This is a genomic window from Qipengyuania qiaonensis, from assembly GCF_019711515.1.
GTDB classification, from domain to species: Bacteria; Pseudomonadota; Alphaproteobacteria; order Sphingomonadales; family Sphingomonadaceae; genus Qipengyuania; species Qipengyuania qiaonensis.
The window spans coordinates 510,098-524,606 of the sequence record NZ_JAIGNO010000001.1; the positions used below are offsets into that span (position 1 = coordinate 510,098).

The following is a 14,509-nucleotide window of genomic DNA, read 5'->3' on the forward strand; positions in this document are numbered from 1 at the left end:
CGCGCGCATGGCAACAGTCGAATCCGCGATCACACCCCAAGTCGTCGAGCAGCACGGGCTAAGCCCCGAGGAGTACGAGCGCGTCCTGAATGCGCTGGGCCGCGAGCCCAATCTGGTAGAGCTGGGCATTTTCTCGGTCATGTGGAGCGAGCATTGCTCCTACAAATCAAGCCGTTTGCATCTCAAGAAGCTGCCGACCGAAGCACCCTGGGTAATCTGCGGCCCGGGCGAGAATGCGGGCGTGATCGATATCGGGGACGGACAAGCCGCCATCTTCAAGATGGAGAGCCACAACCACCCCAGCTACATCGAACCCTATCAGGGCGCGGCGACCGGCGTCGGGGGGATCCTGCGCGACGTCTTCACCATGGGCGCACGACCCGTCGCCAATGCCAATGCCTTGCGCTTCGGACGGCCCGACCATCCGAAGATGAAGCACCTCGTCCAAGGCGTGGTCGCGGGGATTGGCGGCTACGGCAACTGCGTTGGCGTTCCCACAGTGTGCGGCGAAACCAATTTCCACCCTGCCTATGACGGCAATATCCTCGTGAACGCGATGACGGTCGGCGTCGCCGATGCCGACAAGATCTTCTATTCGGCGGCGACCGGCGTCGGCAATCCGATCGTCTATGTCGGCTCCAAGACCGGGCGCGACGGCATTCACGGGGCGACCATGGCCTCCGCCGATTTCGAGGAGGACGCCGACGCCAAGCGTCCCACCGTGCAGGTGGGCGATCCGTTCACCGAAAAGCTGCTGATCGAAGCTTGCCTCGAACTCATGGCGACCGACGCCATCGTCGCGATCCAGGATATGGGCGCGGCGGGGCTTACCTCGTCCAGCGTCGAGATGGCGACCAACGGCAAGGCCGGCATCCGCCTCGAGATGGACAAGGTGCCATGCCGCGAAACCGGCATGACGCCTTACGAAATGATGCTGAGCGAAAGTCAGGAGCGCATGCTCATGGTGCTGAAGCCCGGCAAGGAAGCCATGGCGGAAGCCATCTTCAAAAAGTGGGAACTCGATTTCGCGGTCATCGGCGAAGTCACCGACACACGGCATATGGTGCTCGAATTCGGCGGCGAGGTCGTGTGCGACATCCCGCTGGGCCCGCTCGCCGCCGACGCGCCCGAATACGACCGCCCCTACATCTCCAAGGACGAATACACCGCCTGGGCCGGCATCAAGCCGATGGCAGAGCGACCCGATACCGACGACGTCGGCGGCGACCTTATCAAGCTGCTCGCATCGCCCAACCTCTCGTCGCGCAAATGGATATCGGAGCAGTATGACAGCCAGGTCGGCGCGGACACGCTCCAGACCGGGGGCGATGCCGGCGTTGTCAGGGTTCACGGCACGAAGAAGGCGCTGGCAATCAGCACCGATTGCACGCCGCGCTACGTCTTTGCCGACCCATATGAAGGCGGCAAGCAGGCCATCGCCGAGGCCTATCGCAACCTCTGCGCAGTCGGCGCGCGACCGCTCGCGGTCACCAACTGCCTCAATTTCGGCAACCCGCAGCGGCCCGAGATCATGAGCCAGTTCGTCCACGCGCTGGAAGGTATGGGCAATGCCTGCCGCGTGCTCGATTTCCCGATCGTGAGCGGCAATGTCAGCCTCTACAACGAAAGCAAGGCGACGGGTGGCGGCAGCGCCATCCTGCCCACCCCGGCCATCGGCGGCGTCGGCCTGATCGACGATTACGATCGCATGATGACCATGCCCTTCAAGGCCGAAGGAGAGGCGATCTACCTCATCCGCGCCGAACACTGGGCCACGCCCGATCCGGAACGTTCGCATCTGGGCAAATCGCTGTGGCTCAGCGAAATCCACGGCCGCGACGAAGGTCGCACGCCGCCGACCGATCTCACCGTCGAGAAGAACGCCGGCAAAATCGTCCTCCAGCTGATCGCCGACGGGCTGGTGAGTGCGGTGCACGATGTGTCGGACGGCGGCCTCGCCGTGGCGCTCGCCGAAATGGCGATGGCCGGAGATATGGGCGCCGATGTGGAATGGCATCGCGATTACACCCAGGCGCAGTGGTGGTTCGGCGAAGATCAGGGGCGCTACGTTGTCACCGTCCCCGACCCGCAAGCCCTGAACGAGGCGCTCGCCAAGGGTACCGAGAACGAGGATACCGCCTCGATCGGCTTCCGCCGCATCGGCAGGACCGGCAGCGAGACGCTGTTCGGCAAGACCATCGTCGAGCTGAAGGCCGCGCATGCCGGCTTCTTCCGCAACTGGATGGAAAAATGACCGTTCGCGCCGGTATCGGCGGGTGGACTTACGCGCCGTGGCGCGGCGCTTTCTATCCCCACGGCCTGGCACAGAAACGGGAGCTGGAATACGCGGTCCAGCATCTCACCGCGATCGAGATCAACGCCACTTTCTACGGGCGGCAAAAACCCGAAAGCTGGCGCAAATGGGCGGAAGCGGCGCCCGATGGTTTCCAGTTCAGCCTCAAGGCCTCGCGCTATTCGACCGCGCGCAAACTGCTCGCCGAGGGCAAGGAGTCGATCGAGGCCTTCCTTGGTCAGGGCTTTACCGAACTGGGCGCCAAACTCGGCCCGATCCTGTGGCAATTCGCCGCCGCCAAACGCTTCGAACCCGACGATTTCGCCCGCTTTCTCGATCTCATTCCCGATGCACAGGATGGCGTACCGCTGCGCCATGCGCTCGAACCGCGCCATGACAGCTTCGCCGATCCGGCTTTTTTCGAGCTGGCGCGTGCACGCAACATGGCGATCGTCTTCGCCGACAGCGACGATTATCCGCGCATCGAAGAGCAGACCGCCGATTTCGCCTATGCCCGCCTGCAGCGCACGATCGAGACGGTGGATACCGGCTACGACGCATCCGCGCTGGACAGTTGGGCGGACAAGGCCCGCGATTGGGCCAAGGGCGACCGCGATGCCTATGTCTTCTTCATCGCGGGGGCCAAGGTCCGCAATCCTGCGGCTGCGCAGGCGCTCATCGAACGGCTGCCCTGATGGCCGCCGGCTATTCGGGAACGCCGCTGGCCAAAAAGCTCAGTCTGCGCGACGGTCAGCGAGTCTGGTTCGATGCCATGCCGGAAAGCGTGCAGGACGAGATCGGCGAATATGCCCTCGATCTGATCTTCGTGGCAGGTCCCGAAGAACGCCCCGATGCCGCGCATATTTTCGTGACGGACCGGGCCGCACTGGAAACCACGCTGGCGCAGCTGCGTCGGCATATGGCGCACGACGGGCATGTCTGGGTCAGTTGGCCCAAGAAAGCATCCGGGATCCCGACCGATGTAACCGAAGACACGATCCGCGAAATCTGCCTGCCGATGGGGCTGGTCGATACCAAGGTTTGTGCTATCGACGAGACATGGTCGGGCCTCAAACTCGTGATCCGCAAGGAATTGCGCTGACCGATGCGTAGCCATGACGCCGTTCCCTATACCCTCCCTGAAATGTCGGATGAGGAACGGGTCGCGCGGGCCACAGCCTTTCGGGACCGGCTGAAGGAACGGCGTACCTGCCGCTACTTTTCCGACGATCCCGTACCGCGCGAAGTGATCGAGGCAGCAATCGAAGCGGCTGGGACGGCGCCGAACGGTGCAAACCACCAACCCTGGCACTTCGCCGTGGTGTCCTCTCCCGAAAGGAAGCAGGAGATCCGCGGCGCCGCCGAAGCGGAAGAACGCAATTTCTATGCCGGCAAGGCAAGCGAAGAATGGCTCCAAGCCCTCGCGCCGCTCGGCACCGACGAAGACAAACCGTTCCTCGAAACCGCGCCGTGGCTCATCGTGGTGTTCGCTCAACGCAAGGGCGGGATCGAGGAAGACGGCAAGACGCAGAACTATTACGTGAACGAAAGTGTCGGGATTGCCTGCGGAATGCTGATCGCGACGCTACACGAGGCAGGATTGGCGACCTTGACGCACACCCCCTCGCCCATGCGATTTCTGCGCGAACTATGCGGTCGGCCGGATTGGGAGAAACCCTTGATGGTCGTCGTTGTCGGGCACCCTGCCAAAGGCGCGACAGTCCCCGTTCATGCTCTTAACAAGAAGCCGCTGGCGCAGATCGCCAGCTGGCTGTGACCTCAGGCGGCTGCCGCCACCTTCGTCATTCCTTGTTGCCGGGCTAGCAAGTCGTAAGGGTCGACGCCTTCTTCGCGCCAGATTCGATGGCATTCGTGGTACCAGTGTGGCTCGGGAATGTTCAGCTCCACGCGTGCCTGCCTCAGATCCTTTATCAGCAGCTCGCGGATCGAAAGACCGACTAGCGGCGGGCACGCCCGGCCGATGCGATGGGCCTGCCGCACGGCCTTCATGATGGGCGCTTCGCTCTTCACCATCTTCTTCAGATGGACCGATCCTGCATAGCCCAGCAGCAAATGGCCCTGACTGGGGCTCTGGCCATGCGTAAACAGCAGCACACATTGCTCGCCCAGCGCGTCACGGCCATAGCCGGTCAACACATGCATCAGATCATGTGTGTCGCGCTGGCGGGAACCGAACCACTGGACGAGATCGTCATAGACCGGACGGCCCACCTTCTCGAATTCCTCGACCAGACCGGCAGCGGAAAGCCCCTCCTGCTCCATGAAATCGCAATAGGCGTGGGCGACCGAACCCCTCGGCATTTTGCGCAAGGCATCGTGATCGTCGAGGATTGGCGGAAGAAACGGCTCGCTCGTGCGCAACGCCTCGCCATGCTGGCTGAGCGTTAGCGCGCGCACACGCGGAATGAACTGGCTGGAAGGCAATGCATTGTAAATCTTGAAAACTTCCGCCGTGTTCTCCTTGTCCTTCAGCAGCTCGTGAAAATGTCGGAGCGCAGCGAGGGGGCGATAACGCGTCTTGGGCCTATGCGGATGACGCAGCGGCGTCCCGTCACGGGCGGTTTCCAGATCGACGGAGGCGAAAGCACCGTTTGTCGTGGTATTCATCATAACTGCCCGATCCCTAACAGAAACGAACGGTCTCGCATTGGAAATGCGCGCCATACCTAGACGGCCGAGACATCCTCCACCCATTCGCTTTCGGGAATTCCGAAGAGCTTCAGGATCGCGGTGAGATCGACGCTGTTTATCCGCCCGTTCGCGGCATCGCGCGCTTTCGGTTTGGCACGATAGGCGAAGCCGTAATCGGCAGCCTGGATCATCGGCACGTCGTTCGCGCCGTCGCCGGTCGCGAGCACGCGCGCGCCATCGCCCAAATTGTCGCGTTCTTCCTCCAGCGTCGTGAGTTTGGTCGACGCATCGCTGACCGGTCCTACAAGCGACCCGGTGAGAATACCGTCGGCAACACCGAGCCGGTTGCCGACGACGCGTTCGAACCCCAGCAGATCTGCGATCGGATCGGCAAAATGATGGAAACCGCCAGTTACCAGCGCCGTGCGGCAGCCCTTGCTCCGTAGCGTCGCGACAAGCGTCCGCGCACCGGCGACCGGACTGATTCTTTCCGCGAGGCAACGATCGATCGCGTCTTCCGCCAGACCTTGGAGCAGCCCTACTCGCTCCTTGAGCGCCGTCCCGAAATCAAGCTCTCCAAGCATGGCGCGTTCGGTTATCGCAGCAACCTCGTCTTTGATACCGGCGAAATCCGCCAGCTCGTCGATGCATTCCTGGCCGATCATGGTCGAATCCATGTCCGACACAAACAGACGCGGGACTTCGATTTCGTGGTCCGCGACGAGCAGATCGCATTCTCCGAAATGTTCGACGAGGATGCCGGTGAGCTCCCTGGAGTTCCCATGCGGCAGCGAGAGCTGGAGGACGTCACCGCAGAAGTCGAGCATGCTGGCCGCGGCTACCGGCATGTCCGCATCGGTGCAGGACTCGAGCGCCGCACCGAGCCGTGTTTCCACGTCGTCCATGTCTGCTATCAGCCGGGCAATGAGCACCAACACGTCTCCCGATTTGAAACCGGTCGCGCTCATTGCAGGGCCGACCGCCAGCGGCAAGAGCGATCTCGCGGTGGAACTTGCGCAGCGCCTCGCTCGCGCGGGACGGCGCGGCGTGGTTGTCAATGCCGACAGCCAGCAGGTCTATAGGGACCTGCGCGTGCTCTCGGCGCGGCCGACAGAGCAGGACATGGGCGGGATCGAACACCGGCTCTTCGGGACATGGGATGGTGCCCAGCCCTGCTCGGCTGCCGACTGGGCCGCAGTGGCCAAGTCCGCGATCGCCAAGGTTCATGCGGATGGCAACATACCGATACTGTGCGGTGGCACAGGCCTCTACATGCGGACCTTGCTGGACGGCATATCGCCAATTCCCTCGATCGATCCTGAGGTGCGGGAAACCGTTCGCGGGCTCGCGACCGAAAAGTTGCGCGAAAGGCTCGTCGACGAAGACCCAGAAGCCGCCCGACGTCTCGGGCCTCGCGATACGCAGCGCATGGCCCGGGCGCTCGAGGTCGTGCGTTCGACCGGGCATCCGATGGTTTATTGGCAAGACCGGCAAACGGGCGGAATCGCGAAAGAGATCGCACTTCATCCCTTGGTTGTCCTGCCCGACCGGGACTGGCTGTACGCGCGATGCGATGCGAGGTTCGAACGGATGCTCGATCTCGGCGCTCTCGAAGAGGTCGAATCCCTGCTCCGGCGGGACCTCGATCCGGCGCTCCCCGTCATGCGTGCGATAGGCGTGCCCGAGATCGCCGGCCTGCTCAAAGGAGACCTATTGCGCGCTGAAGCTATCGCCGCTGGCCAGACCGCCACGCGCCAGTATGCCAAGCGCCAATACACGTGGTTCCGCAACCAACCGCCGGTAAACTGGCCGCGTGAAAATAACAAAACTATCGCTGAATATGATTATTTTGTTTCTTTGTTTCACGAAATCGGTTGACCGTGAAATTAGACGCATCTATCTGGAGCGTAGTCGGCCCGGCGCTTCAGACCCCAGCGTCGGGCCGATTTGTGTCTGTCGAACACCGGAAACGGGTCGGAGGATAAAGTGAGTACTGAGCGCAGCGGCGCCGCCATCCTGATCAAATGCCTCAAGCGCCAGGGCGTCGAGTTCGTCTTCGGCTACCCCGGTGGAGCGGTGCTCCCCATCTATGACGAGCTTTTTGCCGATCGGGAAATTCGCCACATTCTCGTGCGTCACGAGGCCGGTGCCGCGCATGCCGCGGAAGGCTATGCGCGCTCCACCGGCAAGCCCGGCGTGGTGCTCGTCACCAGCGGCCCTGGCGCGACCAATGCGGTCACAGGCATCGCCGATGCCTTTATGGATTCGATTCCGCTGGTCGTAATCACCGGACAGGTTCCCACCGCCCTGATCGGCACAGATGCCTTTCAGGAAGCCGATACGGTCGGCCTTACCCGCCATTGCACCAAGCACAATTACCTCGTCAAAGATCCCGAGAGGCTGGGTGCGACGATCCGGGAAGCCTTTCGCATCGCCACAACCGGCCGCCCCGGCCCGGTCGTCATCGACATTCCGAAGGATGTGCAAATAGCTCTGGCGAAGTGGGACGATCAGGACGACAGCCCCCTGCCCTCGCACCGCTACCAGCCCTGCGTGATCGGCGCGGCGGACGAGATCGCCGAGGCTGTCGACATGCTCGCCAAGGCGGAAAGGCCGGTGTTCTACACTGGCGGCGGCGTCATCAATGCCGGGCCGCGCGCCGCGGAATTGTTGCGCAAGCTGCAGGATACGACCGGCGCGCCCGTCACCAGTACGCTCATGGGCTTAGGCGCGTTTCCTGCCGATCATCCCGACTGGCTGGGCATGCTCGGCATGCACGGCACCTATGAAGCCAATATGGCGATGAATCGGGCCGACCTCATCGTCGCCATCGGCGCGCGCTTCGACGACCGCGTGACCGGCCGCCTCGACGCGTTCGCGCCCGAAGCAAAGAAGATCCACATCGACATCGACCGCGCAAGCATCAACAAGATCGTCCCGGTCGATCTCGGTATTGTCGGCGATTGCGCGCATGTACTAGATCAACTTGTCGAGGGCTGGGGCCAGCGGAAAGCGCAGGATCTTTCCGAATGGAAAGCCCGCATCCTCGGCTGGAAAGCGCGCGACTGCCTCTCCTATCCGGAACGTTCAGGCGGCTTGATCATGCCCCAGAAGAGCGTTGAGCGCCTTTTCGCCCTGACGAAAGACCGCGATCCGATCATCACCACCGAAGTCGGCCAGCACCAGATGTGGGCGGCGCAGTATTTCGGCTTCATGGGGCCGAACAAGTGGCTGACCAGCGGCGGTCTCGGGACGATGGGTTACGGCCTGCCTGCCGCAATCGGCGCCCAGTTGGGCAATCCCGACAGCCTCGTCATAGATATCGCGGGCGAAGCGAGCATCCAGATGAATATTCAGGAACTTGGCACGGCAAGCCAGTATCGCCTGCCGGTCAAGGTCTTCATCCTCAATAATGAGTATATGGGCATGGTCCGGCAGTGGCAGCAACTGACCTATGAAAGCCGCTACTCGAACAGCTACTCGGACAGTCTGCCCGATTTCGTGAAGCTTGCCGAAGCCTATGGCTGGAAGGGCATCCGGATCGAGGATGAAAGCCAGCTGGATGTCGGCATCGATGACATGCTCGCCCATGACGGACCGGTGATGGTGGATTGCCGGGTCGCCAAGGAAGCCAACTGTTTTCCGATGATTCCCAGCGGCGCAGCGCACACCGAGATGCTGCTCTATGGTGATGAAGTGGGCGGCACGATGGACGACGAAGCCAAGGCTCTGGTCTGATGGGTATGCAGCAGAAAATTCCATCGCACTTCGCGGATCGCGCGGAGCGTCGCGTGTGGTTCAACCGTCCCGATGCCGAGCGGGTGCTCGACTGGATCGAAGATAGCGGTCAGCGCTTTCTCGGTATGGAAGTGGCGCAGAAACAGGGCGACGACGCCTGGATCCTGTTGCCCGACACACTCGACCTCGGCCGCCAGACCGACAATTTCGAAGCCATCCGCCGCGGCCGTGATTTTTTGCGCGAGTACGACGGCAAAGGGCGTATGTTCGAGCCAGTATGGCAGGATCGCGAGCAGTGAAGATCGCCCAGCAGACCGCAGAGCGGCACGTCCTCAACGTCATCGTCGACAACGAACCGGGCATCCTCGCCAAGATCACCGGTATGTTCACGGCGCGCGGCTACAACATCGACAGTCTGACCGTCGCCGATATTTCAGAAGATCACGCGATCAGCCGCATCACCATCGTGACCAACGGTCCCGAACCGGTGATCGATCAGATCCGTGCGCAGCTTGAACGGCTGGTTCCGGTGCACAAGGTGATCGACCTGACCGAAGAAGGAGCGCATGTCGAGCGTGAGCTGGCGCTGGTAAAGGTCGGCGGCAAGGGTGACAACCGGGTCGAGGCGTTGCGTATCGCGGAGCTTTTTCGCGCCAACGTGGTCGACACGACGACCAGTAGCTTCGTCTTCGAACTCACCGGCTCGCCGGACAAGATCAACAGCTTCATTGCCCTTATGCGCGAACTTGGCCTTGTGGAGGTCGGACGCTCGGGGATCGTGGGAATGATGCGCGGTACTGGGGACTGAGACCATGCTTGCCGCTTCGATCATCATGCTCGCGCAAGCCGCGAGCACCGCAACAGCATCGCCGCCGCTGGCGCATTACCGGGTCCAGCTCGAGAGCTGCGTCGAGCAGGCGGTGACCGATCCGGAATTCCGGGAATGCTACGGCGCCGCGATCAGTGCCGCCGACGAACGGCTGAACGAGCGATGGAAGAGGTTGATGCAGCTGGTCGATGAGCTGTACCCAGATGCACGCGCGCCGCTGGTCGCTGAAGAAAGGGCCTGGATCGCCTTCAAGGAGGGCTCATGCACGGCCTTTTACAGCCAAGGCTTCGGCTCGATGCACCGCGTGATTGCCGCGCCCGACTGCAGACTGGACATCATCGAACACAGGATTGCCGATATCGAGGGCTACATCAGCTGGCTCGATATCGACGAATATGAGAACGCGGGCGACGCCCCGCAAGACGGGAAATGACCATGCAAGTTTACTACGATACCGATTGCGAAACCGGGCTGATCAAGGACAAGAAGGTCGCTATCGTCGGCTATGGCAGCCAGGGCCACGCCCATGCCCAGAACCTGCGCGACAGCGGCGTGGGTGAAGTCGTCATTGCTTTGCGAGAAGGTTCGACCACGGCGAAGAAGGCAGAAGCTGCAGGCTTTATTGTGAAGACGGTATCCGAAGCCGCCGAATGGGCCGATGTGCTCATGATCCTTGCGCCGGACGAGCATCAGGCGGCGATCTATGCGGACGAGGTTGCGGGCAAGATGCGCCGCGGCACCGCGCTCGCATTCGCGCACGGTCTCAACATCCATTTCGGTCTTATCGACCCGCCCGCAGACATCGATGTCATCATGATCGCGCCCAAAGGCCCCGGCCACACCGTGCGTGGCGAATACCTGAAAGGTGGCGGCGTGCCCTGCCTTATCGCAGTCCACCAGGAGAGTGAGCAGTCGGGTGGTCAAGGCTACGCCAAGCAGCTCGCCCTATCCTATGCCAGTGCCGTCGGCGGCGGACGCAGCGGCATCATCGAGACCGATTTCAAGGAAGAGTGCGAAACCGACCTCTTCGGTGAGCAGGCCGTGCTGTGCGGCGGTATCACTCACCTGATCCAGGCAGGGTTCGAGACACTGGTCGAGGCTGGTTACGCGCCCGAAATGGCCTACTTCGAATGCCTGCACGAAACCAAACTAATCGTGGACCTGCTCTATGAAGGCGGCATCGCGAATATGCGCTATTCGATCTCGAACACCGCCGAGTACGGCGATATCAGGACGGGCCCGCGCATCATTACGGACGAGACCAAGGCCGAAATGAAGCGGGTGCTCAAGGACATCCAGTCGGGCCGCTTCGTGAAGGATTTCGTGCTCGACAATCAGGCCGGCCAGCCCGAACTGAAGGCGAGCCGCAAGGCTGCCGCCGCGCATCCGATCGAACAGACCGGCGCGCAGCTGCGCGCGATGATGCCCTGGATCGGCGCCAACAAGCTGGTCGACAAGGACAAGAACTGAGCTAGGGTCGCGCTCATGGAGGGAAACACCATGAGCGCCCCCGGAACCCTGCCTTTTGCCTGCCAATGTGGCACCGTGACCGGCGCAGTTCTCAAGGCAGGTCCGTCCGAAGGCGACAGGGTAGTTTGCCACTGCGCCGATTGCCGCGATCTTGTCCGTCACCTGCGTCAGGAAGAGCGCGTACTGGACGATCTTGGCGGCACCGACCTCTACCAGTCGCGCTGTGCCCGGGTGGAGCTGCATACGGGCCGGGACCAACTGGCGAGCCTGCACATGACTTCAGGCAAGACTTTGCGTTGGTACGCAAGCTGCTGCAATTCGCCACTGTTCAACACCTATGCCAATGGCAAAGTGCCCTACGTAACCACCATCCTCGCCAACACCGACGGAGCGCAGCGTGAGGCACTGCTGGGATCGCCCATTGGCCATGTCTTTCCCGAGCAGGCGACCGGCGATGCCAGTGCGCTTACGCCCATGCCCTTCAACCGGTTGATGCGGCGTTTTTTCTGGCGAATGATCAAGGATTTGCTCGCGGGCGACCATCGCCGCAGTGCTCTGTTCGATCCGAAGACACTGGAACCCGTCGTTTCGCCCCGCCGCCTGACCGAGCTCGAGCAGAAGGCGCTTGGCCGCGCATGAAGCTCGCCGACTGTCACAATATCGACGATTTCAGGACGCTGGCGAAACGGCGCCTGCCCTGGCCGGTGTTCGACTATATCGACGGAGCGGCTGACGACGAGATCACCAAGGCGCGAAATACCAGTGCCTTCGACGAGGTCGACCTTGTGCCCGACGTGCTGGCGGGCGTTGGCAGCATCGACACCTCCTGCACGATTATGGGCCGCACGAGCGCCCTGCCCTTGATGCTCAGCCCTACGGCCCTCCAACGCGCCTTCCATCGCGATGGCGAGCGCGCAGTGGCACAGGCGGCGGAAAAGTTCGGCGTGTGGTTCGGCATCTCCAGCCTCGCAACGCATTCCATCGAGGAAATCGCCGCGTTGACTGGCGGACCGAAGCTGTTCCAGCTTTACGTCCACAAGGATGAGGGCCTCAACGCATCGTTGATCCAGCGCTGTCGGGAAGCGAAGTTCGATGCGCTCGCGCTGACAGTCGACACTATCGTATCGGGCAAACGCGAGCGCTGTCTGCGCTCGGGCTTCACTACTCCACCGCGCTTTACCGCCAGGGCCTTGTGGAGCTACGCGACGCGTCCGCGGTGGACGCTGGACTACGTCTTCGGGCCGAAGTTCCGTCTCCCCAATCTCGACAGGCATGTGCAGGAAGGCACCGGTAAAGCTGTAAGCATCCAGGACTATTTCAACACCATGCTCGATACGAAAATGGACTGGGGCACGGCCGAACGCATCCGTCAGGATTGGGGAGGCACTTTCGCCCTGAAGGGCGTGATGAGCGCTGCCGACGCTCGCCGCGCTGTCGAGATCGGGGCCGATGCCATCTGGATTTCGAACCACGGCGGCAGGCAGCTCGATGGCAGTCGTGCTCCGTTCGATCAATTGCGCGAGATCTTCGATGCGGTTGGTGGCGAGATCGAAATCATCCTCGACGGTGGCGTTCGGCGCGGCACGCATGCCCTCAAGAGCCTGGCAGGCGGAGCAACCGCCGCTTCGGGCGGAAGGCTCTATCTCTATGCGCTTGCTGCGGCAGGTCAGGCCGGTGTCGAAAGGGCGATCGGCATTCTCAAGGAAGAGATCGAGCGCGGGATGCGCCTCATGGGCGTAACCTCGGTCGCCCAACTCACACCCGAGCGCCTGCGCTGGCGCTGAGCTTGTTCGAAGTTACTGCGAGGAGCGGCAGGCGATGCGGCAACGGCACTCGTAACGACAGGTGGGAGAGATCAAACCACTTTAGCAAAACAAGCACGCAACTCTCTCACGAACAGATCCGGTTGCTCCCACGCTGCAAAGTGGCCGCCCTTCTCCAGCTCGTTCCAGTAGACAAGATTGGTCAGAGTCCGTTCGACCCAAGCGCGCGGCGCTGGTAGTATTTCTTTAGGAAATGCGCTGGCACCCGACGGAATATCCACCGTTCCAGCGCCGAACTTGGCGAAGCTCTCCCAGTAAAGCCGCGCCGCTGACGCACCCGTTGCCGGTAGCCAATAAAGCATGATGTCGTCGAGCACTTGATCCATCGACAAAGCATCCCAGGGCGATCCGTCATTGTCGGTCCAGTAATAGATCTTCTCGAGGATCCACGCTGCCAGCGCGACCGGAGAATCGACCAGCGCATAGCCGATTGTCTGCGGCCGTGTGCTCTGCTCCTTCGAATAGCCCGAGTCCCATTCCCTATAAAAGCCCAGTGCCTGCATCGCCTTCAGCACTTTGGGATCCTTGCTCGCCATGTCTTGCGGCCCCGGCTGTCCGATGGGCATATTGAGGTGGATGGCTTTACACCCTTTCGGCGCAAGCTGGCCGATGGCGGTGGTCACTGCTGCGCCCCAATCGCCACCCTGAGCGACCCAGTGATCATAGCCAAGCCGCTGCATTAATTCGACCCATGCACGCGCAATGCGCTCAATCCCCCAGCCCGTCGAGGATGGCTTTTGTGAAAAGCCGTAGCCGGGCAGCGACGGCGCGACCACGTGGAACGCCATGGCGTCAGGATCGGATGGCTCGACCAATTCGTCGATGACGCCAAGGAATTCGATCACCGAGCCCGGCCAACCGTGGGTTATAACCAGCGGCATCGCATCCTCTCGCGAGGATCGCTTGTGGAGGAAGTGGATCGAAAGACCATCGATATCCGTGGTGAACTGGCCGATATCATTGAGCCGCGCCTCACAGCGCCGCCAGTCGTATTCGATACGCCAGTAGGCGACGAGTTCCTTGAGTGCAGCGAGCTTGGTGCCCTGCGACCAGTCCGCGACCGGTTCCTCCTCCGGCCAGCGAATCCGGTCGAGTCGATCGGCCAATGCCACCAGTGCGTCCTCCGGAATATTGAGCGTGAAAGACCTGATCGGGTTCATGCCGTCTTACTTCCGGTCGCCTGCTTCGACGCCTCGATTGCGCGTACCATATCGGCCAGCCGGATCGTGCTGGTAGCCTTGGCCAGCACCGTACCGTTTGCGTCCTTGAGGTGGCCTTCATAAAACCTCGTCCGCTTGCCGTGCCGTTCGAGCCAGGCTTCTGCAATCTCCAGGCCGGGTCGCGTCGGGGCGAAAAAGCTGACCTTCAGTTCCAAGGTCATGGGCACAATGCCGGGTCCGTTTTTGGCCATGGCTGCGTGCGTCATGGCAGCATCGATCCATCCGCTGATGAAGCCGCCCTGCACCACGCCACGCGAGTGGCATTGTTCGCGCTTGGCCTCATAATCGAGGCGGGCGCCACCTTCGGCATCGGTCGAAACGATCCGCACCAGCCCATCGTCTCGTACAACGAATGTCCGTCTGTCATACCATCTCCCAAACGTAAGATTATGTCTTGCGATGCCCAAGCTTCTTTTGCTTTACAACCTCGCCAAGGCGCAGCATAGGAATGACTATGCGTACCGCATTCGGTCTGATTATCCTT

16 protein-coding genes are annotated in these 14,509 nt (G+C 61.8%); 12 read left to right on the forward strand and 4 right to left on the reverse strand.

The window, feature by feature from the left end:
• Positions 1-7 precede the first annotated feature (7 nt).
• Genes purL through K3174_RS02495 form a run of 4 tightly spaced genes read left to right on the forward strand, consistent with a single transcriptional unit; the run spans position 8 to position 4,070 of the window.
• The gene (gene purL / locus K3174_RS02480) at positions 8-2,254 is read left to right on the forward strand and encodes a phosphoribosylformylglycinamidine synthase subunit PurL (protein WP_221555307.1); all 2,247 of its coding nucleotides are present in this window, start codon (positions 8-10) and stop codon (positions 2,252-2,254) included.
• Positions 2,251-2,988, forward strand: a complete 738-nt coding sequence (locus tag K3174_RS02485) for a DUF72 domain-containing protein (RefSeq protein WP_221555308.1) — start codon at positions 2,251-2,253, stop codon at positions 2,986-2,988. Before purL ends, K3174_RS02485 begins: the two co-directional genes overlap by 4 nt.
• Complete coding sequence (locus K3174_RS02490) at positions 2,988-3,395, forward strand: DUF3052 family protein (protein WP_221555309.1); 408 nt, start codon at positions 2,988-2,990, stop codon at positions 3,393-3,395. Before K3174_RS02485 ends, K3174_RS02490 begins: the two co-directional genes overlap by 1 nt.
• A 3-nt stretch (positions 3,396-3,398) precedes the next feature.
• Positions 3,399-4,070, forward strand: a complete 672-nt coding sequence (locus K3174_RS02495) for a nitroreductase family protein (protein WP_221555310.1) — start codon at positions 3,399-3,401, stop codon at positions 4,068-4,070.
• A gap of 2 nt (positions 4,071-4,072) precedes the next feature.
• Here the strand turns inward: K3174_RS02495 and K3174_RS02500 are convergent, their stop codons facing one another.
• Both K3174_RS02500 and serB read right to left on the reverse strand, forming a co-directional pair.
• Positions 4,073-4,924, reverse strand: a complete 852-nt coding sequence (locus K3174_RS02500) for a Coq4 family protein (RefSeq protein WP_425594416.1) — start codon at positions 4,922-4,924, stop codon at positions 4,073-4,075.
• A 56-nt stretch (positions 4,925-4,980) separates the two neighbouring features.
• Complete coding sequence (serB, locus tag K3174_RS02505) at positions 4,981-5,913, reverse strand: phosphoserine phosphatase SerB (RefSeq protein WP_247711815.1); 933 nt, start codon at positions 5,911-5,913, stop codon at positions 4,981-4,983.
• Between serB and miaA the strand changes: the two genes are divergently transcribed.
• The 8 genes from miaA to K3174_RS02545 all read left to right on the forward strand — a co-directional run bounded on the left by miaA (position 5,870) and on the right by K3174_RS02545 (position 12,766).
• Positions 5,870-6,823 carry a tRNA (adenosine(37)-N6)-dimethylallyltransferase MiaA gene (miaA, locus tag K3174_RS02510; protein WP_221555311.1) on the forward strand — a complete coding sequence of 318 codons (954 nt, stop codon included), beginning with the start codon at positions 5,870-5,872 and terminating at the stop codon, positions 6,821-6,823. The two genes, serB and miaA, sit on opposite strands and share 44 nt — an antisense overlap.
• Positions 6,824-6,931: 108 nt before the next feature.
• Entirely contained in the window at positions 6,932-8,683 is a 1,752-nt protein-coding gene (gene ilvB / locus K3174_RS02515) for a biosynthetic-type acetolactate synthase large subunit (protein WP_221555312.1), read from the forward strand.
• Positions 8,683-8,982 carry a hypothetical protein gene (locus K3174_RS02520; RefSeq protein ID WP_221555313.1) on the forward strand — a complete coding sequence of 100 codons (300 nt, stop codon included), beginning with the start codon at positions 8,683-8,685 and terminating at the stop codon, positions 8,980-8,982. The genes ilvB and K3174_RS02520 overlap by 1 nt, the downstream gene beginning before the upstream one ends.
• Positions 8,979-9,491, forward strand: a complete 513-nt coding sequence (ilvN, locus tag K3174_RS02525; protein WP_345719568.1) for an acetolactate synthase small subunit — start codon at positions 8,979-8,981, stop codon at positions 9,489-9,491. Before K3174_RS02520 ends, ilvN begins: the two co-directional genes overlap by 4 nt.
• Before the next feature lie 25 nt (positions 9,492-9,516).
• Positions 9,517-9,945: a lysozyme inhibitor LprI family protein gene (locus K3174_RS02530; RefSeq protein WP_221555315.1), complete on the forward strand. Its 429-nt coding sequence runs from the start codon at positions 9,517-9,519 to the stop codon at positions 9,943-9,945.
• 2 nt (positions 9,946-9,947) lie between these two features.
• Positions 9,948-10,982 (forward strand): ketol-acid reductoisomerase, encoded by a 1,035-nt coding sequence (gene ilvC / locus K3174_RS02535; protein ID WP_221555414.1) that lies wholly within the window; start codon positions 9,948-9,950, stop codon positions 10,980-10,982.
• A gap of 30 nt (positions 10,983-11,012) precedes the next feature.
• A complete protein-coding gene (locus K3174_RS02540) occupies positions 11,013-11,621 on the forward strand; it encodes a DUF6151 family protein (RefSeq protein ID WP_221555316.1) in 609 nt (202 codons plus the stop codon).
• Positions 11,618-12,766: an alpha-hydroxy acid oxidase gene (locus K3174_RS02545; RefSeq protein ID WP_221555317.1), complete on the forward strand. Its 1,149-nt coding sequence runs from the start codon at positions 11,618-11,620 to the stop codon at positions 12,764-12,766. Before K3174_RS02540 ends, K3174_RS02545 begins: the two co-directional genes overlap by 4 nt.
• Before the next feature lie 71 nt (positions 12,767-12,837).
• Here K3174_RS02545 and K3174_RS02550 read toward each other — a convergent pair whose 3' ends face one another.
• Both K3174_RS02550 and K3174_RS02555 read right to left on the reverse strand, forming a co-directional pair.
• Positions 12,838-13,965 carry an epoxide hydrolase family protein gene (locus tag K3174_RS02550; protein WP_221555318.1) on the reverse strand — a complete coding sequence of 376 codons (1,128 nt, stop codon included), beginning with the start codon at positions 13,963-13,965 and terminating at the stop codon, positions 12,838-12,840.
• A complete protein-coding gene (locus K3174_RS02555; RefSeq protein WP_345719569.1) occupies positions 13,962-14,354 on the reverse strand; it encodes a PaaI family thioesterase in 393 nt (130 codons plus the stop codon). Before K3174_RS02555 ends, K3174_RS02550 begins: the two co-directional genes overlap by 4 nt.
• Positions 14,355-14,509: the final 155 nt, after the last annotated feature.

Bases quoted from the DNA above. Each gene is read 5' to 3' on its own strand.
- purL (WP_221555307.1), top strand. From the start codon at position 8: ATGGCAACAGTCGAATCCGCGATCACACCCCAAGTCGTCGAGCAGCAC.
- K3174_RS02485 (WP_221555308.1), top strand. From the start codon at position 2,251: ATGACCGTTCGCGCCGGTATCGGCGGGTGGACTTACGCGCCGTGGCGC.
- K3174_RS02530 (WP_221555315.1), top strand. From the start codon at position 9,517: ATGCTCGCGCAAGCCGCGAGCACCGCAACAGCATCGCCGCCGCTGGCG.
- K3174_RS02500 (WP_425594416.1), bottom strand. From the start codon at position 4,924: ATGATGAATACCACGACAAACGGTGCTTTCGCCTCCGTCGATCTGGAA.
- K3174_RS02520 (WP_221555313.1), top strand. From the start codon at position 8,683: ATGGGTATGCAGCAGAAAATTCCATCGCACTTCGCGGATCGCGCGGAG.
- miaA (WP_221555311.1), top strand. From the start codon at position 5,870: ATGAGCACCAACACGTCTCCCGATTTGAAACCGGTCGCGCTCATTGCA.
- K3174_RS02495 (WP_221555310.1), top strand. From the start codon at position 3,399: ATGCGTAGCCATGACGCCGTTCCCTATACCCTCCCTGAAATGTCGGAT.
- K3174_RS02550 (WP_221555318.1), bottom strand. From the start codon at position 13,965: ATGAACCCGATCAGGTCTTTCACGCTCAATATTCCGGAGGACGCACTG.
- ilvC (WP_221555414.1), top strand. From the start codon at position 9,948: ATGCAAGTTTACTACGATACCGATTGCGAAACCGGGCTGATCAAGGAC.
- K3174_RS02490 (WP_221555309.1), top strand. From the start codon at position 2,988: ATGGCCGCCGGCTATTCGGGAACGCCGCTGGCCAAAAAGCTCAGTCTG.
- serB (WP_247711815.1), bottom strand. From the start codon at position 5,913: ATGAGCGCGACCGGTTTCAAATCGGGAGACGTGTTGGTGCTCATTGCC.
- K3174_RS02540 (WP_221555316.1), top strand. From the start codon at position 11,013: ATGAGCGCCCCCGGAACCCTGCCTTTTGCCTGCCAATGTGGCACCGTG.
- K3174_RS02545 (WP_221555317.1), top strand. From the start codon at position 11,618: ATGAAGCTCGCCGACTGTCACAATATCGACGATTTCAGGACGCTGGCG.